This is a genomic window from Phenylobacterium sp., from assembly GCF_036502675.1.
Taxonomy (GTDB): domain Bacteria; phylum Pseudomonadota; class Alphaproteobacteria; order Caulobacterales; family Caulobacteraceae; genus Phenylobacterium.
In genome coordinates this window covers 50,079-72,171 of the sequence record NZ_DASXYF010000115.1, presented here as the reverse complement: position 1 = coordinate 72,171, position 22,093 = coordinate 50,079, and the positions used below count along the sequence as shown (strand labels likewise).

Genomic DNA, 22,093 nt, shown 5'->3' with positions numbered 1-22,093 from the left:
TCCAGTGGACGAATAAATTCGTGATGCGGTTTCAGCCGCAGCATCGGCGCGCCAAAGACAGTCAGGTTGGCGGGCTATACGAACGGCAGCTTCGCCTTCAATCAATTCCAGGCGGTTCGGCCCAGTCGCCTCGCTTACAGGCGCAGACGAGCTCGACAATATGAATCCTGCCATTGGGGCCGCGACCATCGGCCTGATCAGCGGCCTGGTCATCCAGGCTGCGGGACTTCTGATCTGGGGCGCCCGCCTCGCGCAGCGGGTGAAGACCCTGGAGGCGGAGGTGGAACCGCTGAAGCAACTCGCCATCCAGTTCGCCCGGATGGAGGTCAAGCTCGACGGCCTACTGGAGCAATTCAAGGACATGAACGCGTCGATGCGCTGGCTGCGCGCGCCAGCCGGATAAGCGTCCAGCAATCCCTCGCAGCAAGGGGCCACCATGAGACCGATACCGAAAGGGACGCTCGACTTCCTGCGCCAGCACGAAGGCTGCGTCCTGCGAGTCTATGACGACGCTCATCCACAACGTATCCTGGGGCCGGGTGCGGCGATCGATGGTGCGTTGACGGCGGGCTACGGGCATACCGGACCGGAGGTGCGTCCCGGGCTCAGGGTCACGCAGGCCATGGCGGACGGCTGGCTGCTGGAGGATCTGCGCACTGCGGCGACGCGGCTGGAACGCCGGATCGGCGCGGTGATCGAGGAACTCACCCCCCACCAGTACGGCGCCATGCTGTCCTTCGTCTTTAACCTGGGCGTCGATGGCAGGATGGCCGGCGCCACGATCTGGAAGCGGTTTCGGGCGCGCCAGTTCGATCAGGTCCCGCTGGAGATGATGAAGTTCGTCAACGCGGGCGGGAGAAAACTTCAAGGCCTTGTCAATCGCCGGGCGGCCGAGGTCGCGCTCTGGTCGACGGCCGAACCGGGCTCGAGGCCGGATACGCCTCCGTCGAGCGCGACGCGTTCCGCCGACACGTCGCCGACGCCCGCCGACCCGGTGCCGACCGCGCGAAGCGGGACATTGATCACGGCCCTGACGTCGGCGACAGCCGCTGCGCTCGTCGCGGTTCAACAGACGATCGCGGTCGTAGCGCCTTACGCGGACAGGTCGCCCCTTGTGCGGAACGCCGTCGCCACCCTCGCGACCGTGGCGGCTGGAGCGGCCCTCGCCGTTCTGGTGCTGACCTGGCTCCGGAAGCAGGAGGCAAGGCGATGACGCTCGAGCCTCGTATCCGATGGTTCGGCCTGATTGGAGCCGTGGTGATCTTAGTCGGTGTTTCGATGCTCTGGACCTGGGATCCGTTTCACAGACGGCGGCATGCGGAACAGCGCGCCGCCGCGAGCGCCGACCTGGCGGCCTCAGCCTCTCTGGAAGTGCAGGGTGCGCGCGCGGCGCTCGCTCGCACGGAGGCGGCCGTGCAGCGGCGCGACGCCGCCAATCAAGTCACTGCATCGATACAAACTCTGGCCCTGCAATCGAAAGACGCCAATGCGCCCCTTAGCCCCGATCGCGCTGGTCGTCTGCGCGACCATGATCGCGAGCTGTGCCGGATCGATCCCACCTTATCCGGCTGCGCCGCCACGCGTTGATATGCCGGCAGAAGCATCGCGATCCTGCGTCCTGTACGTGCTGCCCGAGCGACCCTCGCTCGGCGATCTCGAAAGAGGATATGAACTCCGTGGGGCCGAACTAGTCGGGTGCAATGCGGCGCGGCGATTGGCCGTAGAGACCTACCTGGCGGGCCGACAACTGGCCGAAGAGCAGCAGACCGCCCGAAAGGCGCGGGCGAAGAAGTGGGTCTTCTGGCGTTGAAGCGTGAGCAATTCAGACCCAGCTCTATATTGCGATGAGCTCAGAGCGGTTCGGGAGAGGCTGAGCGCCGCCGCGATAATCGGCACGGCTGCCTCCACGCCCGAACTCCGCCCCATTCCACGATAATTTGCGAAGCGCGTAGCGTTCCAGGGCGTGAGGTCAGAGTTGGCCAACATGGTGAACGGTCACGTGATCACTGTCGTGATCGTCGCGAAAGCGGGAACGAAAAATCGGATTGGGTCTTTCATTGGGTGTGGCGCAAGCCGGTTCGGCGGTGGCCGGACGTTGAGCGCGGTTCGGAGGAATCTCATGTCCATCTTGGCCTGGATTGTACTTGGACTAATCGCTGGATTTATCGCGAGCAAGCTCGTCAATAGGACTGGCGGAAGCTTACTTCTTGATCTCGTCTTGGGTGTTGTCGGCGCCTTCGTGGGTGGCTTCCTGTTCACGCGCTTCGGGGCGGCGGGCGTAACAGGGTTCAACATCTACAGTATTCTGGTGGCCACTGCAGGCGCGGTGGTCGTACTGTTCATCTATCATGCCCTGGCGGGTCGGCGCGCTCTTTAGCCTCTAGCCTGCCGCCCGGCTCAGCCCCGCGCGCCTGACGGTGCGCGGGGCTTTTGCATTTGGGGCATTACGGCGTACGCGTCGCCGATAGAGATGGTGCCGCCGGGCAGGATTGAACTGCCGACCTCAGCCTTACCAAGGATGCTGGCGAGCTATGCCACCTCCTTGAAAATAGTCGGTTTTTTCGCATTCTTGGTAGCGGCTCCCCCAGATTTCCCCCAGAAACCCTGAATCGAGGGCGCCAAATCGTCTGGATTCACATGGGCGTAGCGGGCGACCATCTCATGCGACTTCCACCCGCCGAGCCGCATCAGACCAAGCATATCGCGGTTGCCCGCGTAGTGCCACGTCGCCCAAGTGTGGCGGCAGTCGTGTGGCGTAAAATCCTTGATCCCGGCGCGCTTGAGCATGGTCGCCCACGCCGTCTTCACTTGCCCGCCTCCAAGGCCATGGCGGTCCGCGTAAGGCTGGCCGTCAGGCCGCCGGAACACGGCGCCTTCCGTCGCTACCCCAAGCTTCTTCAGTTCGGAGATCACTCGGGGGTGGAGGGGCACGCCTCGGCTCTCACCGTTCTTGGTTTCGTGGAAGGCGACGCGGCCCGCCTTCAGGTCAACGTCGCGCCAGTCAAGATACAGAGCCTCGCTGAGGCGGGCGCCAGTGGAGAGCAGAAAGACCACCAGAGGACGCAGGTGCGGAGCGGCTGCGGTGATCAACCGTTCGGCCTCCTGACGGGTGACAGATCGCACGCGCCCGTTCGGTTGCTTGGGCCGTGCGATCACGGGTTTGGCGCACCAGCCCTTATGAGCGGCGTGGTGAAGCACCGCCGCAATAGGCGTATGGATTTGGCGATTGAGCGTGGCCGGGGCTTTGGCCTTGCCGGTCGCGGTGCGACTGAACTTCTTAACCGCCCGATCAATCAGGTCGGCGTCGATATGCGCCAACTTGGTGACGCCAAAGAAGTCGATCAGCGGCGTGAGGTGCTCGGCCTCGCCGCCGCTTTCCAAGTAGCTGACGGCGGCGTCGGCGAAGGTCTTGATGGCACGCGTTCCATGGATGGATTGCGTCACCAATTCCGCTTCGCGGAGCGCGAGGCATTCTTGCGCCGCTTTGCGGTCGCTAAGGCCAGTGCTTTCGTCAATGCGGAGGCCCCGGATGGAGCCGCGCAGATACCAGTGGGGCGAACTGTGGCGACGGGTGAGTTTGAGGGGCAAGGTAGTTTTTCCAGTAGTGATCTAATATCTGTCGGAGTGAAGATGTATTGACGGCCAACCTTCCGACCGACCTCATAGCGTCTCGCGTAATTACGAAGAGTGTCCTCTGATAACGGGACTATCTTCTCGGATATAAGTTGACGAACCGTTTTAATCTTCGGCCATTCCGTGTTAGTGTTCATCGTATTACTCAAGTCTATGAGATGAACTTACCCCGGATGGGCCGCGAACTCCTAAATTAAAATGCTCGATGCTTTTGGAATATTTTGCGAGGACGTGGCATGAGCCGTCGCCCGAAGCGCGCGCCCCTCACGCGATCCGAAGTGATGGCGCGCGTCAGATCGAAGGGAAGCCGACCCGAGATGCTCGTGCGCCGCACGGCGCACGGCATGGGTTATCGGTTTCGACTACATCGCGCCGATTTGCCGGGATCGCCCGATCTCGTGTTCGCCTCCCGCCTGAAGATCATCTTCGTTCACGGGTGCTTTTGGCATGGGCATTCGTGCGCCCTGGGCGCGCGGATGCCGAAGACCCGGCAAGAGTTCTGGGGGCCGAAGCTTGGGCGGAACGCGGAGCGTGACGCCCAGGCGCAGGCGAAATTGGCCGAACAGGGATGGGACGTGCTGGTGATCTGGGAATGCGAGCTTAAGAATGGAGACGACCTGCGCGAGCGGATCGGCCATTTCCTTGGCCCGGTTTCCCGCCGTGACCACGGGCCGCCGATTTGATCCAATGCGTAGTGATTCTGGGACCATCTGAATGAAGTGTCTTGAGCTATTCGCCGGGGCTGGCGGTCTCGCTATGGGCGCGACGCTCGCTGGCTTCGAGCACGTCGGCGTCGTGGAATGGGACCGCTGGGCCTGCGACACGGTGCGCGAGAATCAGCGGCGCGGGCATCCCCTCGTAAAGGACTGGCCGCTTTTCGAGGGTGACGTGCGGAAGTTCGACCTCGACGGCGTTCCCGACGACCTCGATCTCGTGGCGGGTGGCCCGCCCTGCCAGCCGTTCTCGATGGGTGGCAAACACCGGGCATATGACGATCACCGGGACATGTTCCCGGCCACCGTTGAGATCATCCGCCGGACCCGGCCAAAGGCATTCATCGTCGAGAACGTGAAGGGCCTCACTCGGGCGGCCTTCGCCAACTATTTCTCCTACATCCAGCTTCAGCTTTCGTTCCCCGAGATCGCCCGCAGGACGGACGAGCAGTGGATCGACCATCTCGCCCGCCTTGAGCGGGAAAAGACCAGCGGCGTGCTTTCAGGGCTGACTTACGACGTGGTGACGCGGCTCGTGAACGCCGCCGACTACGGGGTGCCTCAGAAGCGCGAGCGCGTGTTCATAGTGGGCTTCAGGCACGACATCGACGCCAGATGGTCCTTCCCCGAGGAAACCCATTCTCGCGACGCGCTGATGGCCGATCAGTTCGTGACGGGCGATTATTTCGAGCGTCATAGGATCGCGAAGCGGAACAGGCCGAAGCGGCCCCTGGCGGCGTCGGCCCGCGTGTGGGGACGAAACGAGCCGATGGCGGAAGCCCCATGGCGCACGGTTCGGGACGCGCTCGTGGGCCTTTCCGACCCGGAGGTCACCTCCGGCCCGCACCTCAACCATCGGTTTCAGCCCGGCGCCCGGTCGTATCACGGCCACACCGGGAGTCCGCTGGACCTCCCGGCCAAGACGCTGAAGGCCGGGGATCATGGCGTGCCCGGCGGCGAGAACATGATGGTGAAAGCGGATGGCTCGGTGCGCTACTTCACCGCCCGGGAAAGCGCGCGCCTTCAGACATTTCCTGACGGCTATATTTTCCACGGAGCGTGGAGCGAGGTCATGCGCCAGCTTGGCAACGCGGTGCCGGTCCTGCTGGGGCAGGTTGTGGCCTCATCCGTCGCTCAGAGTCTGGCCGCGAGCCAGATGGCGCCGTCGCCCCGGCCTCACTGATGAACGAGGCGCCCTACAATCCACTGGACCGGCACAATCTGGGCGCAAGCGTCGCCGAGGCCATGTTGGAGAGGCTCCCGTTGCCCTTGGGAGCCGTTCCCCGCGCCGAAGGCGCCGGGGTCTATGCGATCTACTACACCGGCGATTTTCCGCTCTACGAGCCTATCGCGGCGGCCAATCGGGACGACCAGTGGCGATGGCCGATCTATGTCGGCAAGGCGATCCCGGCGGGCGGGCGCAAAGGCGCGAAGCCCACGGACAAGGAGACTCGGCCTCTGGTCTCGCGGTTGAAGGAGCACGCTGGAAGTATCCGGGCTGTTGAGAACCTCAACATCGACGATTTTTTCTGCCGCTATTTGGTCGTTGAGGACATCTGGATTCCGCTCGGGGAAAGTTTGCTGATCGCGAAGTTCAGCCCGATTTGGAATCAGATGATGGACGGCTTCGGCAACCATGCGCCGGGGAAGGGAAGGCATGAGGGGATGCGCCCACGCTGGGACGTGATCCACCCGGGCCGCAAGGCGTTCGACAAGCTTCAGCCCCGCATCGAAACGGCTGAGACAATCTCATCCGAGATCGGGGCATACCTTCGGATGGCGCCCGTGCCGCCGATCCGCCCGAGAATGTTGCTGGATCACTGACCGCGCGCCGCCCAGGCGCGCGCGAGCTAAATAGGCTCATGCGCTACAACGAGATCATCGGCGAGGCCGCCAGCTTAGGGCGCGTGATGAGCGCGACCCGACAGAAGGCCGAGGCCGCGAGCAAATACCAAGCGAAGCTCCGTTCGATCCGTCAGACGGCACCGCCCGCGCTCGTAGCCGACCGGGAGCAGAATGCGCGGGCGCAATATCAGGACAGGTTGACCTCAGCCGACGACGCCCTGCGCCGCGCTCTCGCGACGAAAGATCATCTGAAATAGACCTTGAACAGGGCGGCATCCGTCTCGGCCTCGAAGTGAAAATCCATGAAGCGGCTTTCCATGGGCGCAGAAAATCGCCACCGAGCTTTCGTGTATCCCTGACACCAATCCCGCATGACGCTGGCTCGTTCTGCCCAGTCGGCATCATCGCGGTTTGCGGGGATTGAGACCGTGGCGGCGGGTGTAAAGTCATATTGCTCCAAGATTTTCGAGAGGACCGCCGAGTTCATGATGCGGTCGATAAGTTCTTTATTCAAGTTCTATCCTTCCAGTTATAGTAGGTATGAAAAACACTATCTGAGTATATGAATGGTAATGGTTCTAATTCTCCTACATTAGATGTATTGTATGTAGAGGATGGTGCTTTTGTAGATTTAATATCTCTCGGAGAAATACTGATACGAGTGCTTTGAAATCCACGCGACCAACGATTCAAATATGAATAATACTCAGCCATCCATCCGACAGGCCATGGCTCGGCGAACTGACCGAGATGGGTCCGGCACTCGTGTTTGAGGGCGTAATTGATCGTGTGGCCAAGGTTCTGCTCCTTGGTCTGGTGAGCATAGAACGGGCGCACATCGACGCGCTTCGTGCCCGGCCAACGCTGACGGAAATCCTCCGCCACCTCCTGATAGTCGATCCCGGGGCGCGCGATTATGCCGTGGGCCGTGACCACCCAGACGGGGCCGCTGTCGCGGACGAAGAGGGGCGCCATCTCACCAAGCTGGGCCTGTTTGTCGCTACCAAGGTGAACGTAGTCGTCGCCGCTTAGGGCGTCCGTTTCCAGCCAGAGCAGAGCCTCAAGACCGTTCCACCGGCGCCGATGACGCCTGTTCGCATCGACGACGTTGCGGAGGTCTTTCCTGAACTTCGCGAACGTCTCGCCGATTTCATCGACATGGGCTGTGGCGCCGATGACGATGCTCGCAAACGCCAGATCGTCGTTCTCGTGCCCCGCGAACCGCCTAATCGCCGACCGTCGCTGGCGACCGATGTAGCGGCCACGGCATGTGGCGCAGGCTGGTGTGCGACAGCTAAATTGAAAGTTCCAATCCTCACCCCCGCATCGCTTCAAGCGGCTACGGAGTGCGGCGGCGTCGGAAGTCCCGCAGTAGGCGAGTTCTTCCATGAGTCGTTCGGTCGGATGTGCTGGACGCATCGGGTATTTAGGCGGTCGCCAAATCACCTCTCGCGGACGGGCCTGCGGAGGTCGAAAACCGTTGCTGCGCTTGGGAACGAGGGGCGAACTTACTCCCCGAAAAGTCCCCACATTTGCTGGGGGACAGAGCCGAATGGACCGGCTTCAGGCTGGGGGAGTGAGTTGAGGTTGCTTCCCCAGCCCTTGATTGGGCTGGGGAAACATGGTGCCGCCGGGCAGGATTGAACTGCCGACCTCAGCCTTACCAAGGATGCGCTCTACCACTGAGCTACGGCGGCGACAGGCGAGGGGCGCGCTATAACGAAGACCGGCCTCGGCGTGAAGCTGAAATTCGTATTGCGCGTGCTTGACACGGCGGATTGTGGCGGGCCTCTCGATCAATGTGACCCCGGACAAGCCTCCCCAATCCTCGCTGCGCGACCGCGACGCCAAGCTTGCGGAAGCTCTGCGGGCGAATCTGCGGCGCCGGAAGGCGGCCAAGCCTGCGCCGAAACCCTCCCGGGAGGAAAAACGGTCCTGACGTTGCGGCGGCTTTGCGCGGCTCGTTCCGCAGGATAGATAGTCGCCTGCTCGGGCCGGCCTGTCGCCGCACCCTTCACCGTGCGAGGGACTGGATTGGATCGCATCGCCATCACTGGCGGCATGCGGCTGGAGGGAGTGATCCCGATCGGCGGCGCCAAGAACTCCGCTATCAAACTCATGGCGGCCAGCCTGCTCACCGATGAGGCCCTGCGCCTCACCAACATGCCGAGGCTCGCCGATACGCGCTTTCTGGGGCGGCTGCTGCGCCGGCTCGGAGCCGAGGTGACCGAATCGGACGGCCCGGATGGCCCCGAGACCGTTCTGCGGACAGCGGAGATCCTCAGCGCCATCGCACCCTATGACCTCGTCCGGCAGATGCGCGCTTCATTCAACGTGCTGGGGCCGCTGCTCGCCCGCACTGGCCAGGCGAAGGTCTCCCTGCCGGGCGGGTGCACGATCGGCGCGCGTCCGGTCGACCTGCATCTGCGCGCGCTGGAGGCGCTGGGCGCGCGCATCGACCTGCACGAGGGCTACGTCTACGCTCAGGCGCCTCGCGGCCTGAAGGGCGGTGAGATCGAGTTTCCCTTCGTTTCCGTGGGTGCGACGGAGCATGCGCTGCTGGCCGCCGTGCTGGCCGACGGCGAGACGATCATCACCAACGCCGCCTGCGAGCCCGAGATCGGAGATCTGGCCGATTGCCTCAACAAGATGGGCGCTCAGGTAAGCGGGATGGGGACCTCCACACTGCGAATCAAGGGGGTGAGCCGCCTGGGCGGGGCCACTCACGCCGTCATTCCCGACCGGATCGAGACCGGCACCTATGCGCTGGCGGCGGCCATGGCCGGCGGCGAGGTCCGGCTCACCAACACCCGCAGCGACCTGATCGAGGCCCTGCTCGACAAGATGGTCGAGGCCGGCGTCGAGGTCGCGCGCCATGACGACGGCGTCACCGTCAAGCGCAACAGCGGCCGGTTGCGCGCCGTGGAGGTGGAGACCGATCCCTATCCGGGCTTCGCCACCGATCTGCAGGCGCAGTTCATGGCCCTGATGACCGTGGCCGATGGCGAGAGCGTCATCCGCGAGACCATTTTCGAGAACCGTTTCATGCACGCCCCCGAACTGGGACGCCTGGGCGCCGACATTTCGGTGAGCGGCGGCGAGGCGCGGGTGAGGGGCGTAGAGGCGCTGGAGGGCGCCCAGGTGATGGCGACGGACCTGCGCGCCTCGGTAAGCTTGGTGATCGCGGGCCTGGCGGCGCGCGGCGAGACGATGGTCAACCGGGTCTACCACCTGGACCGCGGCTTCGAGCGGCTGGAGGAGAAGCTCGGCGCCTGCGGCGCGGTCATCCGGCGAATCGTCGGCGACGGCGAGATGGAGGATTAGCGGCATGGAGGCCGACGGCTCCGGTGCGCTGCGGCTCCTGGCCCTGGACGCGGACGATCTGAGGGTCGTCTCAGCCGCCCTGCAGGACGCCGTGGTCAAGGTCGGCGATATCGTTTTCGAGGCCAAGACCCGGCGGCTGACCGTGGCGCTCAATCGCTACCGCTGGGAGGCGGGCGGCGGCGAGCGGGTGCGCTCGGCCCTGCAGCTGGGTTATGTGCTCGACGTCCAGACCCGCCGGATCCGGCGTTCGCCCAAGGACGCTGTGCTCGAACTCCTGGCGCTCAGCTTCGAGCCTGGCGAGGCGCCCGGCGGCGTTGTGGCGCTCAACTTCGCCGGCGGCGGCGATTTGCGGGCGACGGTCGAGTGCGTCGACGCGGTGTTGGCGGATGTCTCCGCGCCCTGGCGCACGCGGCGGTCACCCGAGCACGAGGCCTAGGTTCCCCGCATCCCGCGATGGCGCTAAGCCGTGGGCGCGGCTAGAAGGCGCCCATGCGCCGTTTCCGCTTCACTGATCCAGGATTCGAAGAGGCCTTCGCCGCCTTCATCGAAGAGCGCCGCGAGACCCCATCCGAGGTCGAGACCTCGGTGCGCGAGATCCTGAAGGCCGTGCGCGCGGACGGGTTGAACGCCGTTCTCCGCTACACCCGGCAATTCGACGGCGCCGAGCTCGACGTGACGAGCGTCCGCGTGACCGCCGACGAGATCGCCAGCGGCGCGGCGCAATGCGATCCCGAAGTGCGCCAGGCCATCGCCTTTGCCGCCCGCCGCATCGTCGCCTACCACGAGCGTCAGCGGCCGGTGGATGCGCGCTTCATCGATGAGGACGGCGTCGAGCTAGGCTGGCGCTGGACGCCGCTGGACGCCGTCGGCATCTACGTGCCGGGCGGGCGGGCCGCCTATCCCTCCACCCTGCTGATGAACGCCCTGCCGGCCAGGGCCGCGGGCGTCGGCCGCATCGCCATGGTCACCCCGCCGGGCAAGCTGCAGCCCGCGGTGCTCGCCGCCGCCGAGGAAGCCGGCGTGGAGGAGATCTGGCGCATCGGCGGCGCCCAGGCCGTGGCGGCGCTGGCCTACGGCGCGGAGCCCATCCGGCCGGTCGACAAGATCGTGGGACCGGGCAACGCCTATGTCGCGGCCGCCAAGCGCCAGGTCTTCGGCATCGTCGGCATCGACGCGCTCGCTGGTCCTTCCGAGATCGTGGTCGTCGCCGACGCGGCCAGCAATCCGGAATGGATCGCCGCCGATCTGCTTTCCCAGGCCGAACACGATCCCGCCGCCCAATCCATCCTCATCACCGACGACGAGGCCTTCGCCGCTGAGGTCGAGGCGGCCATCGCGCGCCAGCTCGAGCACCTGTCGACAGGCGCCTCCGCTTCGGCATCCTGGCGCGACCACGGCGCCACGGTGATCGCGCCGCTGGATGAGGCCCCGCGCCTGGTGAACCTCGTGGCGCCGGAGCACGTGGAGTTCGCCCTCGATCATCCTGAACGGTTGGCCGACCAGGTCCGCCACGCCGGGGCGATCTTCCTCGGCCGCTATGCGCCTGAGGCGATCGGCGACTATGTGGCCGGGTCCAACCACGTGCTGCCCACCAGCCGTGCCGCGCGGTTCTCCTCAGGCCTGTCGATCTACGATTTCATCAAGCGCACCTCGATCGTGAAGTGCGACGCCGCGGCGTTCGACGCGCTGGCTCCCGCCACCGTGGCGCTGGCTGAGGCGGAGGGCCTGCCGGCCCACGCCCGCTCCGCCGCCATCCGGCAGGGGCGCGGACAAGCGGGCCAGGGTCACGCACTTGCGAACGCGGTCAAGCCTGGCGCGGCTTGAATCCGGCGCCATGGTCGCCGACACGCCATCTGCATTTCATAGCGGGCCGAAACATGGCAAGGTCCGCCCGCTTCCTTAGATGAAAGATATCTGCGTGACTTCCGACGTGACCCCTGCGGGCGCCTGGAGCCGAAAGCTCGCCCCATATCGCGAACCCAAGACCCTGCGCAGCATATCCGAAATCATCGTCACGGCGGTGCCGCTGGCGGCGTTCTGGGGCGTGGCCTGGGTCGCGCATGCACACGGCCTGTGGTGGGTGGCCCTGCTGCTGACCATCCCGGCGGCGGGGTTCCTCGTGCGCCTGTTCATGATCCAGCACGACTGCGGCCACGGCGCCTTCTTCCGCGCCAAGCAGGCCAACGACTGGGTCGGCCGATTGATCGGCGTGCTCACGCTCACGCCCTACCACTATTGGCGCCACACCCACGCCATTCACCACGCCACCTCGGGCAACCTCGATCGGCGGAGCCTGGGCGCCATCGAGACCCTCACCGTCGAGGAATACCGGGCCAAGACGCCGCTCGGACGCTTCGGCTACCGGCTCTATCGCCATCCGCTGGTGATGTTCGGGCTGGGCCCCGCGTTCGTGTTCTTCATCATGCAGCGGCTGCCGGTCGGCATGATGCGCGAAGGCTGGAGGCCCTGGGCCAGCGTGCTCGGCAACTCCGCAGCCATCGCGGTCGGCCTGGGCGCGCTAATCTGGATTTTCGGCCCCGCGCCGATCCTGCTGATCAACATCGTGACCATGTTGCTGGCCGCCACCATCGGCGTCTGGCTCTTCTACATCCAGCACCAGTTCGAAGGCGCCGCCTGGGCTCGCAACGGCGAATGGTCCCGCGAGGAAGCCGCGCTGGCGGGCAGTTCCCACTACGATCTGCCGCCGGTGCTGCGCTGGTTCACCGCCAATATCGGCGTGCACCACGTCCATCACCTGGCGAGCCGTATCCCCTTTTATCACTTGCCCAAGGTACTGAGGGACCATCCGGAGCTGCGCCCCATGAGCCGCGTGGGCCTGTGGGAGAGCTTCCGCTGCGCCCGTCTGGCGCTGTGGGATGAGGCCAACCGGCGCTTGGTGTCGTTCCGCGAGGCGCGCCTCCTCGCCAGCGGCTGACACGCGGGCCCGGCGCCGCAAAGCGAGGTTGCCCGTGGCCGCCTCGACGTCCACGGTCAACGCGTCGTCCGCTAGCCCGGTCAGCCCCTGACGCTGGCGTGGGTGGCGCCCAGCAGGCCCGCCAGCCCGGCGTCGCGCGAGGAGGAGGCCTGGTAGATCAGCACCGATTTGGCCACCTGCTTGGCCGTGTCGATCGTGGCTTTCGCCCAGTCCATGAAATCCGCCTCGCTCTGGCGGTGCGGACATTCCACCGAAAGCGCCTGCAGGCCTGCACCCTTCAATTGCGCCAGAGTCGAGGAGGTGGGAGGAGCTACGTTCAATCGTCCGACGACGAACAGCGAGAAGGGGCGAATCAGCGAGGCGGCGGAGAGCAGAGCGCCCTGTGGCACCCCCTCAATGTCGCTGATCTCGCAGATCACTCCACGCTTCACCATGCCGCCGGCGGTCTTGAGCGCAACGACGATCTGCGCGCGGGCGCGCTGGCTCGACAGGCTCACGTGCGAAACGGGCACGATCAGGCTGAGCTGTGGACCGTCCTCCTGACTGGCCTTCACTCGATCAAGACCACGGGCGATCGTCGCCAGGTCGATCTTCAGGATATCGGCGCTGGAGAGGTTGGCCACCGAAGCCGCCGGCAGCGCCTCGCCGCTCGCCACCACCAGCACGCGCCGGGCCATGCGGAAGCCGATGCGTCCGAACGTCTTCAGCTCCAGCACCGGCTCGAGACTGCAGGTCACCCGAAGCTCGCGCCCGTCCGAAGCCACGAATGGCGACCACTGGTCCATCGTGACGGACTTGGAAGCCAGTTCCTCGGCGTCGAGCACCGCCTGGCGGTGCTCGGCCTGCTCGACTTCCTCCTCCCGTTCCACGTGGCGGGCGTCCACCTTGGCCGCCGTCACGCCCTCCCTGGAGACCTTGATCACCTGGTGGACGCAGTTGTCCGCCGGCTTGGCGTCGCCCAGGAAGTACTGGAAGACTTCGCGCAGGTAGCGCAGGCACGCCGCCTGGGCCGAAAATCGGCCCAACTCCGGCTGGCAGATCAGGTAGTCGGTTTCCGAGACGCGCGCGAAGTAGCCGCGGAAGCCTAGGTGCTTCTCCAGGGTCTTCTCGGCGTGGTCATAGACCTGGTCGCGCCGCTGCGGCCACCGCGGCCCCAGCCGGTCCAGGATGGCGTCCAGGCTGATGACGTTGACCTTGCCGTCTTCCAGCAGGCCGGGATCGTCGAATCGTTCGAGCGACGCGGCGAGGCCCGTGGAGGCCAGGCGCACGACGCCCGCCGGCGCGCCCGGGGCCAGGAACTGTTCCGTGTCAGGAGGCATGGCGCATCGTCACGTGGACACGATAGTCCATCCGGGTTAACGCCGACTACCAAGGGATGTATTCCGGATCACGGCGCTGGCCCGGCCTTGCGCCGCCTTGTCCAGGAGCGGGATGACGCGGCCCCATAGTTTGCAATAAAGCTGGCCATGCGCGCTCCCTCTGGTCCGGACCATATGGCCGACGACGGCAACACCCATCGCCTGCAGAGCGTCGATATCGACGACGATTCGCTCGCGGCCGCCTCGCGCGACCAGGAGCAGGAGCGCCAGATCGCCATCTTCGACCTGCTGGAGGCCAATTATTTCGCGCCCGCCGGCGCGGACGGCGGGCCTTACGACCTGAAGATGGGACTGCTGGAGAACCGGCTTGTTCTGGATGTCACGGGACCGGGCTACCACCACCGCCACATCCTCTCGCTCTCGCCCTTTCGCAGCCTCGTCAAGGACTACTTCATGATCTGCGAGAGCTATTACCAGGCGATCCGCAACTCCACCCCGCAGCAGATCGAGACCTTGGACATGGGTCGTCGCGGCCTGCACAACGAGGCGTCGGAGGTTCTGCGCACGCGTCTTTCCGGAAAGATCGAAACCGACATGGATACGGCGCGGCGCCTGTTCACCCTGATCTGCGCCCTGCATTGGCGAGGCTGAGCGCCGATGGCCTCTGACGCCGCGTACTCACGTCCGGGCGCGGTGCTGTTCGCCTGCAACTTCAACCGCGTGCGCTCGCCCATGGCCGAAGCGCTGCTTCGGCGCGCCGCCCACGACCGCATCTATGTGGACAGCTGCGGCCTGCACCTTGATCCGCGTGCGGCGGAGGGCGTCGATCCCTTCGTCGAGGCCGTCATGGCGGAGTTGGCGTGCGACCTCGCCGGCCACGCGCCCAAAACCTTCGACGACCTGCAGGACGGCTCCTTCGACCTCGTCGTCTCCTTCACCCCGGAAGCTCAGCACCGGGCGGTGGAGATGGCCCGCGGCCGGTCCGTCGAGATCGAGTACTGGCCGATCATCGACCCCACCCAAGCGGAGGGCTCGCGCGAGGCGCGGCTGGCGGCCTACCGCGACGTCCGCGACCACTTGGCCGCCCGAATCGCCCGGCGCTTCGCCGTGAGGCCACAGGCGGGTTAGGCGCGGCCTTCCGCTCCGTATGCGCCGCCCATCGACCGGGCGGGACGACCTGCGTTATATTTGCTTGCTGTTCAACGGCTCGCGATCGACAAGGCGCGGGCCGTTCGTATTGGCGATTGGCCGTGAGGCGTGAAGATCTAGGGGATCCGCGTCACGCGCGCGTTTGTGATAGCTGCCGAGCCGGCGTGTCCGCATCGCTGGTTCCAGGGAGAATGCATGGCGAAGGAAGAGCTTCTGGAGTTTCCGGGCACGGTCAGTGAAGTCCTGCCCAATGCCACTTTCCGGGTGAAGCTCGAGAATGATCACGAGATCATCGCCCACACCGCCGGAAAGATGCGCAAGAACCGGATCCGCGTTTCGGCCGGCGACAAGGTGCTCGTGGAAATGACGCCCTACGATCTGTCCAAGGGCCGCATCACCTTTCGCGTCCGCTAGGCCGTCTTGGCGACCACACCGCTTCAGCATCTTGTCCTGGCCTCGGCGAGTCCCCGGCGGCTCGACCTCTTGCGCCAGATCGGCCTGGAGCCCTTCACGATCGTCCCCGCCGATGTCGACGAAACGTCCTTGTCCGGGGAGACTCCGCGGCGTCTCGCCCTGCGCCTGGCGTGCGCCAAGGCGGCGACGGTCGCGCCGCGTCATCCCGACCGCTATGTGCTGGCCGCCGACACGGTGGTGGCCGTCGGCCGCCGCGTCCTGCCCAAGGTGGAGAGCGAGGCGGAGGGCCGGGCCTGTCTGGAACTGCTCTCCGGGCGCAATCACCGCGTCCTCACAGCCGTGGCCGTCCACGCGCCGGGCGGCCGCCGGGCCAGCCGCCTGGTGGAGGCGCGCCTGCAGTTCAAGCGCCTGTCCCCCGCTGAAGTCGACGCCTACCTCACCAGCGGCGAAGGAATGGGCAAGGCCGGCGGCTACGCTGTCCAGGGCCGCGCCGGCGCCTTCGTCATTGCGCTCAACGGATCCTACACCGCGGTCGTCGGCCTACCGCTCTACGAGACCGCCTGCCTGCTCCAGGGCCTGGGGTTTCGCCTGCCATGAGCGAGCGCCGTCTCTTCCTGGATCGCGGGATCGGCGAGGATCGCGGCGTCGTCACGCTCGACGGCCGCCCGGAGCGCCTGCTCCTGCGCCGCGACGGCGACCAGGAATCCCTGCGCTGCGGCGCTCGCCATGTCGCCCGCGTCCGCCGCGTCGAGGCGGCGATCGGTTCGGCCTTCCTGGAACTGGGGGAGGGAGCCGAGGCGATCCTGCCCTTCCGCCCCGACGCGCGTCCCGTCGAAGGCGAAGCGCTGATCGTCGAGGTTCGCAGCGAGCCACGCCGCGGCAAGCTGGCCGTGGTCCGCGCCGACGGACCCGCCGAGGGCGCGCCGCGGCTGGCCGCGCCCCCGCCCGGCCTTGTCGATCAGCTCCGCGCCTTCACCCGCAACGCCCAGATCGTGGAGGGCCGCGAGGCCCGCGCCATGGCGGACGCCGCCCAGGCCGAGATCCTCGCCACTGTCCACGCCCTCCCGGGCGGCGGCGATCTCGCCATCGAGACCACCCGGGCGCTGACCTCCGTCGACATCGACCTGGGCGAGCGCAAGGGGGCGGACGCCAAGCGCATCACGCGCCAGGCCAATCTCGCGGCGATCGGCGTCGTCGCGCGCCTCCTGCGGCTGAAAGGGTTGGGCGGGCTGGTGGTGATCGACCTCGTCGGCCGCGGCCACGACGGCACGGCCCTGCTCGCCGCCGCCCGCGCCGCGTTCGCGCCAGACAACCCCGGCGTCGCCATGGGCCCGGTCAGTCGCTTCGGGACCCTCGAGCTCACCATCCCCCGCCGTACGCAGCCCCTCAGCGAGACCCTTTGCGGCGACGCCTCCGGCCCCTCCGACCTCACCTGGGCGCTGGCCCTGGTCCGCCGCCTGCAGGACGAGGCGCGGGCTCAGCCGGGCGCGCGGCTCAAGGCGCTCTGCGCGCCGCCGGTGGCCGAGGCCGCCAAGCCCCTGGCCGAGGCGCTCGCCTTGCAGATCGGCGCCCGGTTCACGATCTTGCCGGACGGGGCGCTTGCCCCGGACGCCCCGGAGGTGACCCGGTCATGAGCCAAGGTCGTTGCGCCATCTGCGGCCGGCCCGCGGCGGCGGAATACCGGCCTTTCTGCTCGCGCCGCTGCGCCGATGTCGACCTGCAGCGCTGGCTGGTCGGCGGCTACGCCATCCCCGCTGACGACGAGGAGCCGGACGCAGGCTTCGGCGCGGAATCCGACGACGACGCCTGAGGCGCCGCACCGCGCATTCCGCTTCCCCCTTGCTGGACTTCGGCCGGACGCTTCTCTATAGACCGGCTCCCGCGCATGCGGCCGGCGCCTGGGTAGCTCAGTTGGTAGAGCAGCGGATTGAAAATCCGCGTGTCGGTGGTTCGAATCCGCCCCCAGGCACCACCCCTCTTTCTCCATCTTTCCCAGGCTGACCGTCTGTTCGAGACGCTTGGTCATGTCCAGTGGCTGCGCTTAATCATACATCCTTGGCGTGTAGGTCATCTCTCAACGAAACTACGCCGTGCGTCGGAGGGGTTCTCGGAGGGGCTTGTCTCAATTGTCATGATTGACGAGCCCATGTTGCAGCGCAGCAGAAAACAAAGCGCGGCATGCGGCGCGCAGAGAGGGGCGCGACGCATTCCTATTGTGCGATGCAGTGAAACGACGCGCAGCTACGCCTGACGGCTTCCGTCACGTCCGGATCACCCCTTGACGCCTTAACGAGGGGTTGCCAAACGTCGGGCGCCGCACGCGTCAATCCGCGGCAGGACCCCGCCTCCGGAGGGAACGCGGGGTCGCTTAGCGCCTACGAACGCTGGTCCCCAGATCGGGAGACAGGTGGGCGGGTCGGGCGCAGCGACAGCGGCTCTGGCGGCCCGAGTCGGGAGACCGACCGGGTCGACGGGCGTGTTTAACTAGGGTGGAGACGCTCTCGCGCGACGACCCTTCGGTCCAAACGTGCTAGACCAACAGGAACTGGCGACAGATGCTCGACAAGAAACGGACGACCCCTTTCCTCGCTCTCATCGGCGCGATCGCGTTGATGACGGGCGCTCCGGCGTTTGCACAGGCTCCAGCCGCGCCCGCCGATGCGGCGGCCGCCCCGGCCGCCGCCGCCCCGCCCGCCGCCGACGCCGCCGCGCCGGCCGGGCCGGAAGCCGCCCCGCCGCAGATGGCTCACGCCGGCAAGATGGGCATCTCGACGATGTTCCTCGACGCCAAGCCGGTCGTGAAGGTGGTGATGATCGGCCTGGTGCTGGCCTCGATCTTCTCCTGGACCCTGCTGATCACCAAGCTGCTCGAGTTCGGCGCGCTGAACCGCGCGTCCGACGCCTTCATCGAGGCCTTCCGCGGCGCCAAGTCGATTAGCGACATGGGCCGGATCGCCACGTCCGAGGAGTTCGAGGGCAACCCGCTGGCCGACATGGCCGCCGCCGCCGCCCAGGAGGTCGAGATCTCCCGCCAGGCGGGCCTCGACATCGGCGGCGAGCACCGCGACTCCACCATCCACCGGGCCCAGGCGGCCGTGAACGCGGTGCAGGCCTCGCTCGCCAAGCGCCTGTCCAACGGCATGCAGTTCCTGGCCTCCGTCGGTTCCAACGGCCCGTTCATCGGTCTGTTCGGCACCGTCTACGGGATCATGGACTCCTTCATCGGCATCGCGAACACCAACACCACCAACCTGGCCGTCGTGGCGCCCGGCATCGCCGAGGCTCTGCTGGCCACCGGTCTGGGCCTGTTCGCCGCCATCCCGTCGGTTATCTTCTACAACTACTTCCAGACCCGCATCTCGGCCTACGGCTCGCGGACGGAAGGCTTTGTGGCTGAGTTGACGAACGCCATCTCCCGGCAGCTCGACAAAGGGGCCTAACCCACATGGCCGCCAAGCTCTCAGGCTCTGGGGGTGGCAAGTACGCGGTGGAGGCGAACAGCGAGATCAATGTGACGCCCTTCGTGGACGTCATGCTGGTCCTCCTGATCATCTTCATGGTCGCGGCGCCGCTGGCCAGCGTGACCGTCAAGGTCCAGCTGCCCGCCGCCGTCGCCAAACCGGGCACCAACCCGCCGAAGCCGGTCTACATTTCGATCCAGCCCAACGGCAGCCTGTTCATCGGGGACTTCCCGACGGACCTGTCCTCCCTCGGCGACGATCTTCGCAAGAACCTCGGCGGGAAGCGCAATCCCACCAAGGAGCGCATCTTCATCCGCGCCGACACCGAGGTCCTCTACGGGGACTTCATGGGCGTGATGAACATGCTGCAGGACAACGGGTTCTACAGCGTGGCGCTGGTCGGCGAAGACAAGAAGGGCGGGGGTGGCAAGCGTGGCTGAAGACGTAACCCACCCCGCGCATAACCCCTTCGACATGCCGGTCAAACGGCGGAACAAGGGCATCACGATCGCGATCATCGTCTCGATCATCGTGCACGCGGCCCTGGCGCTCTACCTGTGGAAGGCCAAGTTCGAGGCCAACTACAAGGAGTATTCGGACGACGTCACGAACGTGGCCATGATCAAGCCGGTTCCGCCGCCTCCGCCTCCGCCTCCGCCGCCGCCGCCGCCGAACACTCCGCCGCCGCCGCCGCCCAAGCTGCAGCCGCGGCCGCCGGCCGCGGTGATCGACACGCCGACGATTCCGCCCCTGCCGGTCCCGCCGGTGGAAAAGCGGATCGAGGAGCCGAGGCCGCCGGCGCCGCCGCCGCCCGAACCGCCGCGTCCGTCGGTGATCACCAACCCCGACTGGCTGCGCAAGCCCAGCGGCGAGGACATCGAGCGTTATTATCCGGAGCGCGCGCAACGGATGGAGGTGGAAGGCCGGGCGACGATCAACTGCACGGTCAACGCCAAGGGCGGTCTCGACAACTGCTCGGTGATGTCGGAGGACCCTGCGGATCAGGACTTCGGAACCGCCGCGCTGCGCATGAGCAAGCTCTTCAAGATGAAGCCCATGACCCGGGACGGCGCGCCGGTCTCCGGGGGCACGGTGCGGATTCCGATCCGCTTCCAGCTGCCGAAGGGCTGACGCCCGCGGTCCTCCGCGAAATCGAGCCCCGGCGGCCCAGGCCTCCGGGGCTTTTTTTTCGAGCCCGCGCGGCTACGCCCGCGCCGCCCTTGATCGCCGGGCGGCGGGCGACTAGAACCACGGCCTCGCGATAGGCCGCCTTAGCTCAGTTGGTTAGAGCGCTAGATTGTGGATCTAGAGGTCCTCGGTTCGAGCCCGAGAGGTGGTACCATCGCGCAAGAGGCTGGTCGCCGGCGTTTCCGCCGCGGGGCTTGCGCCTTCGCGGCGTCCGGGAGACGTCCCGCGCGCCGGCAAGCTTCGGAGGTCGCCGAGCAGGCTGGGCCTGACCGCGCCCTCCGGTGCGCCGTTGGTCTTCGATTTGTTGACGTACGCCGTCAACTCCGCCTGGCCCAGTTCAGTCACCAGGGGGCTGAGCACCGCCTCCAATATGGCGGCGGCTCCGCCCGTGGCGTCGGGACCGAACAGCAGGCCGTACACCACGGGCTCGTAACCGCCGCCGGCCAGGATGAGGTAGGCGAACGCCTGAGGATCGCCGCGGCGCAACAGGCCCGCGTCCATGCACCGCTGCACTTCGTCGACGATCGCCCCCAGGTGCTTCGTTTGTTGGGTCGGATTCCACATGATGGTCCGACTATCGATCATGTCGACGCCGACAGAGCGCCAGAAGTTATGCATCGTCGGCGTGGAAAGCCCCGAGATTCTCTCCGACAAAAAGTCCATCAGGTGAAAGAGGGTCGGCGGTCCCGAGTTCTGTGCAAGGTTCGGCCACGCCCGCCGCGAATACTGCAGCATCGCCGCCCGGTGCAGGCCCTTCTTCGTCTCGAAGGCCTCATAGATCGTTGCGGAGGAACAGCGCGAGCGGGCCGCGATCTCTGCGATCTGCACCTTCTCGAACGCCTTTTCGGAAAACATCTGCGCGGCGACCTGCACCGCCCGCGCAATCGATTCGATCTTCTTGTTGGACATCGGGCCGATCCGAACCCTTCCAAGGCTGTCGCGGCGCAAACGCCTCGCCCGCGGTTCGGACCTACCGTAGGAGCGGCGTCTTTTCCCAGCAAGGAGACGGAAAGGAATCCGGGGCGTTCGGCGAACCGGCGACGGCCCCCGGGTCGGTCAAAATCAGCCGGCGCTGATCCCGGCGTCCATGTGCACGCAGCCGCCATGGAAAGCCCCGCTTTGCTCGGACGCCAGCAAGGCGATCATCTCGGCGACGTCATCGACGGATACGCGGCCGCGCAGCCCCGAATATCTCTGGATGAGGCCGACATCGAGGTCGCCCTTGAAGCCGCCGATTTCGGCCCCCATTCCGGTCTCCATTCCGCCCGGCGCGACCGCCGAGACGCGAAGCGACGTCTTGGCGTATTCCATGGCCAGGGACTTGGTCAGGCTGACCAGCGCCGCCTTGCTGGCGGCGTAGGCGGCCAGATAGGCCTCGCCGATGAAGGCTGCGGCCGACGCCACATTGACGATGGCGCCGTTCGTCGCCAGCAGATGCGGGATCGCCGCCTGGGAGAGAAAGAAGGGCGCCGAGAAGTTGACCGCCAAGGTCGTGTGAAGCTGCGCGGCCGTCACCTGCGTGAACGGGCTGAAGCTGAGGACGCCGGCGATGTTGCACAGGGCGTCGAGGCGTCCGAACCGGGCGATCGCGCGGTCCACCGCCAGGATGCAATTTTCCGGGCGCGCGAGATCCGTCGCCACCGGTTCCACGGCGCACCCCAACGATCTGGCGTCGTTCGCCGTAGCGTCGAGGGCGGCCGCGTTGAGGTCGACGATACAGAGATCCGCGCCCAGCGCCGCAAGCTTCAGCGCAACGGCCCGCGCCAGGCCGGAGGCGGCCCCGGTCACCAGAACCGCCTTTCCAGCGAACTCCAACCGGCTCAGCATTTTCCCCCTTTCACGACCGTCGAAGGGCCGCGCCTGACGGTCTGGCCGATCCGGCCAAGACAATCGAAATGTACCGTGAATCAGTTGGCGGGCATCCCGAAAAAAAACCGCCGTTTCATTTTTGCTGTCGGTCCGCAGCGGCTTGCCGACCTACGATCGATCCGCGCAGGCATGGGCGGCTTATGGCAGTCTGTGCGGGCCCGCGGGGCTTCACGAGTTCTGGCGATTGAAAAACCTCGGGATGAACCTGCGATTATAACAGCCAGCAACGCGTCCACTGAAATA

At 66.2% G+C, this 22,093-nt stretch carries 27 protein-coding genes and 3 tRNA genes; 23 read left to right on the top strand and 7 right to left on the bottom strand.

Annotated features, from left to right (window positions below; translation table 11 throughout):
- Positions 1 to 160: 160 nt before the first annotated feature.
- The 4 genes from VGL30_RS15515 to VGL30_RS15500 all read left to right on the top strand — a co-directional run bounded on the left by VGL30_RS15515 (position 161) and on the right by VGL30_RS15500 (position 2,377).
- On the top strand, positions 161 to 403 hold the full coding sequence (locus tag VGL30_RS15515) for a hypothetical protein (RefSeq protein WP_331540913.1): 243 nt from the start codon (positions 161 to 163) through the stop codon (positions 401 to 403).
- A 33-nt stretch (positions 404 to 436) separates the two neighbouring features.
- Complete coding sequence (locus VGL30_RS15510) at positions 437 to 1,213, top strand: lysozyme (RefSeq protein ID WP_331540912.1); 777 nt, start codon at positions 437 to 439, stop codon at positions 1,211 to 1,213.
- Complete coding sequence (locus VGL30_RS15505; protein ID WP_331540911.1) at positions 1,210 to 1,587, top strand: hypothetical protein; 378 nt, start codon at positions 1,210 to 1,212, stop codon at positions 1,585 to 1,587. The genes VGL30_RS15510 and VGL30_RS15505 overlap by 4 nt, the downstream gene beginning before the upstream one ends.
- 532 nt (positions 1,588 to 2,119) lie before the next feature.
- Complete coding sequence (locus tag VGL30_RS15500) at positions 2,120 to 2,377, top strand: GlsB/YeaQ/YmgE family stress response membrane protein (protein ID WP_331540910.1); 258 nt, start codon at positions 2,120 to 2,122, stop codon at positions 2,375 to 2,377.
- Between the two features lie 152 nt (positions 2,378 to 2,529).
- On the opposite strand, the gene VGL30_RS15495 is transcribed toward VGL30_RS15500, so the two are convergent.
- A complete protein-coding gene (locus VGL30_RS15495; RefSeq protein ID WP_331540909.1) occupies positions 2,530 to 3,588 on the bottom strand; it encodes a site-specific integrase in 1,059 nt (352 codons plus the stop codon).
- Between the two features lie 281 nt (positions 3,589 to 3,869).
- Between VGL30_RS15495 and VGL30_RS15490 the strand changes: the two genes are divergently transcribed.
- The 4 genes from VGL30_RS15490 to VGL30_RS15475 all read left to right on the top strand — a co-directional run bounded on the left by VGL30_RS15490 (position 3,870) and on the right by VGL30_RS15475 (position 6,448).
- Positions 3,870 to 4,316: a DNA mismatch endonuclease Vsr gene (locus VGL30_RS15490; protein WP_331540908.1), complete on the top strand. Its 447-nt coding sequence runs from the start codon at positions 3,870 to 3,872 to the stop codon at positions 4,314 to 4,316.
- A 73-nt stretch (positions 4,317 to 4,389) separates the two neighbouring features.
- Complete coding sequence (locus VGL30_RS15485) at positions 4,390 to 5,529, top strand: DNA cytosine methyltransferase (RefSeq protein WP_414695022.1); 1,140 nt, start codon at positions 4,390 to 4,392, stop codon at positions 5,527 to 5,529.
- A complete protein-coding gene (locus VGL30_RS15480) occupies positions 5,529 to 6,170 on the top strand; it encodes an Eco29kI family restriction endonuclease (protein ID WP_331540906.1) in 642 nt (213 codons plus the stop codon). The genes VGL30_RS15485 and VGL30_RS15480 overlap by 1 nt, the downstream gene beginning before the upstream one ends.
- A gap of 38 nt (positions 6,171 to 6,208) precedes the next feature.
- A complete protein-coding gene (locus tag VGL30_RS15475; protein ID WP_331540905.1) occupies positions 6,209 to 6,448 on the top strand; it encodes a hypothetical protein in 240 nt (79 codons plus the stop codon).
- Here VGL30_RS15475 and VGL30_RS15470 read toward each other — a convergent pair.
- The 3 genes from VGL30_RS15470 to VGL30_RS15460 all read right to left on the bottom strand — a co-directional run bounded on the left by VGL30_RS15470 (position 6,436) and on the right by VGL30_RS15460 (position 7,888).
- Positions 6,436 to 6,705, bottom strand: a complete 270-nt coding sequence (locus VGL30_RS15470) for a hypothetical protein (RefSeq protein ID WP_331540904.1) — start codon at positions 6,703 to 6,705, stop codon at positions 6,436 to 6,438. The two genes, VGL30_RS15475 and VGL30_RS15470, sit on opposite strands and share 13 nt — an antisense overlap.
- On the bottom strand, positions 6,702 to 7,580 hold the full coding sequence (locus VGL30_RS15465) for a hypothetical protein (protein ID WP_331540903.1): 879 nt from the start codon (positions 7,578 to 7,580) through the stop codon (positions 6,702 to 6,704). The genes VGL30_RS15470 and VGL30_RS15465 overlap by 4 nt, the downstream gene beginning before the upstream one ends.
- Positions 7,581 to 7,813: 233 nt before the next feature.
- Positions 7,814 to 7,888: transfer RNA gene (locus tag VGL30_RS15460), tRNA-Thr, on the bottom strand.
- 337 nt (positions 7,889 to 8,225) lie between these two features.
- Between VGL30_RS15460 and murA the strand changes: the two genes are divergently transcribed.
- The 4 genes from murA (at position 8,226) to VGL30_RS15440 (ending at position 12,450) form a co-directional block, all read left to right on the top strand.
- Positions 8,226 to 9,515 (top strand): UDP-N-acetylglucosamine 1-carboxyvinyltransferase, encoded by a 1,290-nt coding sequence (murA, locus tag VGL30_RS15455; protein ID WP_331540902.1) that lies wholly within the window; start codon positions 8,226 to 8,228, stop codon positions 9,513 to 9,515.
- A 4-nt stretch (positions 9,516 to 9,519) separates the two neighbouring features.
- Complete coding sequence (locus tag VGL30_RS15450; protein WP_331540901.1) at positions 9,520 to 9,951, top strand: DUF2948 family protein; 432 nt, start codon at positions 9,520 to 9,522, stop codon at positions 9,949 to 9,951.
- Positions 9,952 to 10,004: 53 nt separating this feature from the next.
- Positions 10,005 to 11,339: a histidinol dehydrogenase gene (gene hisD / locus VGL30_RS15445; RefSeq protein WP_331540900.1), complete on the top strand. Its 1,335-nt coding sequence runs from the start codon at positions 10,005 to 10,007 to the stop codon at positions 11,337 to 11,339.
- A 94-nt stretch (positions 11,340 to 11,433) separates the two neighbouring features.
- Positions 11,434 to 12,450 carry a fatty acid desaturase gene (locus tag VGL30_RS15440; protein ID WP_331540899.1) on the top strand — a complete coding sequence of 339 codons (1,017 nt, stop codon included), beginning with the start codon at positions 11,434 to 11,436 and terminating at the stop codon, positions 12,448 to 12,450.
- An 80-nt stretch (positions 12,451 to 12,530) separates the two neighbouring features.
- On the opposite strand, the gene VGL30_RS15435 is transcribed toward VGL30_RS15440, so the two are convergent.
- The gene (locus VGL30_RS15435; protein WP_331540898.1) at positions 12,531 to 13,769 is read right to left on the bottom strand and encodes a hypothetical protein; all 1,239 of its coding nucleotides are present in this window, start codon (positions 13,767 to 13,769) and stop codon (positions 12,531 to 12,533) included.
- 174 nt (positions 13,770 to 13,943) lie between these two features.
- Between VGL30_RS15435 and VGL30_RS15430 the strand changes: the two genes are divergently transcribed.
- The 11 genes from VGL30_RS15430 (at position 13,944) to VGL30_RS15380 (ending at position 20,135) form a co-directional block, all read left to right on the top strand.
- Positions 13,944 to 14,420: a UPF0262 family protein gene (locus tag VGL30_RS15430; RefSeq protein ID WP_331540926.1), complete on the top strand. Its 477-nt coding sequence runs from the start codon at positions 13,944 to 13,946 to the stop codon at positions 14,418 to 14,420.
- Positions 14,421 to 14,426: 6 nt separating this feature from the next.
- Entirely contained in the window at positions 14,427 to 14,897 is a 471-nt protein-coding gene (locus VGL30_RS15425) for a low molecular weight phosphatase family protein (RefSeq protein ID WP_331540897.1), read from the top strand.
- 216 nt (positions 14,898 to 15,113) lie between these two features.
- Positions 15,114 to 15,332 (top strand): translation initiation factor IF-1, encoded by a 219-nt coding sequence (gene infA, locus VGL30_RS15420; RefSeq protein WP_215341158.1) that lies wholly within the window; start codon positions 15,114 to 15,116, stop codon positions 15,330 to 15,332.
- A 6-nt stretch (positions 15,333 to 15,338) separates the two neighbouring features.
- Positions 15,339 to 15,929 (top strand): nucleoside triphosphate pyrophosphatase, encoded by a 591-nt coding sequence (locus VGL30_RS15415; protein WP_331540896.1) that lies wholly within the window; start codon positions 15,339 to 15,341, stop codon positions 15,927 to 15,929.
- Positions 15,926 to 16,966 (top strand): ribonuclease E/G, encoded by a 1,041-nt coding sequence (locus VGL30_RS15410; protein ID WP_331540895.1) that lies wholly within the window; start codon positions 15,926 to 15,928, stop codon positions 16,964 to 16,966. Before VGL30_RS15415 ends, VGL30_RS15410 begins: the two co-directional genes overlap by 4 nt.
- Entirely contained in the window at positions 16,963 to 17,142 is a 180-nt protein-coding gene (gene yacG / locus VGL30_RS15405) for a DNA gyrase inhibitor YacG (RefSeq protein WP_331540894.1), read from the top strand. Before VGL30_RS15410 ends, yacG begins: the two co-directional genes overlap by 4 nt.
- 86 nt (positions 17,143 to 17,228) lie before the next feature.
- Positions 17,229 to 17,304, top strand: a tRNA-Phe gene (locus tag VGL30_RS15400).
- A 583-nt stretch (positions 17,305 to 17,887) separates the two neighbouring features.
- The gene (locus VGL30_RS15395; protein ID WP_331540893.1) at positions 17,888 to 18,772 is read left to right on the top strand and encodes a MotA/TolQ/ExbB proton channel family protein; all 885 of its coding nucleotides are present in this window, start codon (positions 17,888 to 17,890) and stop codon (positions 18,770 to 18,772) included.
- A gap of 5 nt (positions 18,773 to 18,777) precedes the next feature.
- Positions 18,778 to 19,233: a biopolymer transporter ExbD gene (locus tag VGL30_RS15390; RefSeq protein ID WP_331540892.1), complete on the top strand. Its 456-nt coding sequence runs from the start codon at positions 18,778 to 18,780 to the stop codon at positions 19,231 to 19,233.
- A complete protein-coding gene (locus VGL30_RS15385) occupies positions 19,226 to 19,924 on the top strand; it encodes an energy transducer TonB (RefSeq protein WP_414695019.1) in 699 nt (232 codons plus the stop codon). The genes VGL30_RS15390 and VGL30_RS15385 overlap by 8 nt, the downstream gene beginning before the upstream one ends.
- Before the next feature lie 134 nt (positions 19,925 to 20,058).
- Positions 20,059 to 20,135 (top strand) — tRNA-His (locus tag VGL30_RS15380).
- Here VGL30_RS15380 and VGL30_RS15375 read toward each other — a convergent pair.
- The gene (locus VGL30_RS15375) at positions 20,099 to 20,890 is read right to left on the bottom strand and encodes a TetR/AcrR family transcriptional regulator (RefSeq protein ID WP_331540891.1); all 792 of its coding nucleotides are present in this window, start codon (positions 20,888 to 20,890) and stop codon (positions 20,099 to 20,101) included. The two genes, VGL30_RS15380 and VGL30_RS15375, sit on opposite strands and share 37 nt — an antisense overlap.
- A gap of 153 nt (positions 20,891 to 21,043) precedes the next feature.
- The gene (locus VGL30_RS15370; RefSeq protein ID WP_331540890.1) at positions 21,044 to 21,769 is read right to left on the bottom strand and encodes an SDR family oxidoreductase; all 726 of its coding nucleotides are present in this window, start codon (positions 21,767 to 21,769) and stop codon (positions 21,044 to 21,046) included.
- Positions 21,770 to 22,093 lie beyond the last annotated feature (324 nt).

Bases quoted from the DNA above. Each gene is read 5' to 3' on its own strand.
- VGL30_RS15450 (WP_331540901.1), top strand. From the start codon at position 9,520: ATGGAGGCCGACGGCTCCGGTGCGCTGCGGCTCCTGGCCCTGGACGCG.
- VGL30_RS15485 (WP_414695022.1), top strand. From the start codon at position 4,390: ATGGGCGCGACGCTCGCTGGCTTCGAGCACGTCGGCGTCGTGGAATGG.
- VGL30_RS15480 (WP_331540906.1), top strand. From the start codon at position 5,529: ATGAACGAGGCGCCCTACAATCCACTGGACCGGCACAATCTGGGCGCA.
- VGL30_RS15490 (WP_331540908.1), top strand. From the start codon at position 3,870: ATGAGCCGTCGCCCGAAGCGCGCGCCCCTCACGCGATCCGAAGTGATG.
- VGL30_RS15500 (WP_331540910.1), top strand. From the start codon at position 2,120: ATGTCCATCTTGGCCTGGATTGTACTTGGACTAATCGCTGGATTTATC.
- VGL30_RS15435 (WP_331540898.1), bottom strand. From the start codon at position 13,769: ATGCCTCCTGACACGGAACAGTTCCTGGCCCCGGGCGCGCCGGCGGGC.
- VGL30_RS15515 (WP_331540913.1), top strand. From the start codon at position 161: ATGAATCCTGCCATTGGGGCCGCGACCATCGGCCTGATCAGCGGCCTG.
- VGL30_RS15390 (WP_331540892.1), top strand. From the start codon at position 18,778: ATGGCCGCCAAGCTCTCAGGCTCTGGGGGTGGCAAGTACGCGGTGGAG.
- yacG (WP_331540894.1), top strand. From the start codon at position 16,963: ATGAGCCAAGGTCGTTGCGCCATCTGCGGCCGGCCCGCGGCGGCGGAA.
- infA (WP_215341158.1), top strand. From the start codon at position 15,114: ATGGCGAAGGAAGAGCTTCTGGAGTTTCCGGGCACGGTCAGTGAAGTC.
- VGL30_RS15430 (WP_331540926.1), top strand. From the start codon at position 13,944: ATGGCCGACGACGGCAACACCCATCGCCTGCAGAGCGTCGATATCGAC.
- VGL30_RS15475 (WP_331540905.1), top strand. From the start codon at position 6,209: ATGCGCTACAACGAGATCATCGGCGAGGCCGCCAGCTTAGGGCGCGTG.
- VGL30_RS15410 (WP_331540895.1), top strand. From the start codon at position 15,926: ATGAGCGAGCGCCGTCTCTTCCTGGATCGCGGGATCGGCGAGGATCGC.
- hisD (WP_331540900.1), top strand. From the start codon at position 10,005: ATGCGCCGTTTCCGCTTCACTGATCCAGGATTCGAAGAGGCCTTCGCC.
- VGL30_RS15375 (WP_331540891.1), bottom strand. From the start codon at position 20,890: ATGTCCAACAAGAAGATCGAATCGATTGCGCGGGCGGTGCAGGTCGCC.
- VGL30_RS15395 (WP_331540893.1), top strand. From the start codon at position 17,888: ATGCTCGACAAGAAACGGACGACCCCTTTCCTCGCTCTCATCGGCGCG.
- VGL30_RS15510 (WP_331540912.1), top strand. From the start codon at position 437: ATGAGACCGATACCGAAAGGGACGCTCGACTTCCTGCGCCAGCACGAA.
- VGL30_RS15425 (WP_331540897.1), top strand. From the start codon at position 14,427: ATGGCCTCTGACGCCGCGTACTCACGTCCGGGCGCGGTGCTGTTCGCC.
- VGL30_RS15465 (WP_331540903.1), bottom strand. From the start codon at position 7,580: ATGGAAGAACTCGCCTACTGCGGGACTTCCGACGCCGCCGCACTCCGT.
- VGL30_RS15505 (WP_331540911.1), top strand. From the start codon at position 1,210: ATGACGCTCGAGCCTCGTATCCGATGGTTCGGCCTGATTGGAGCCGTG.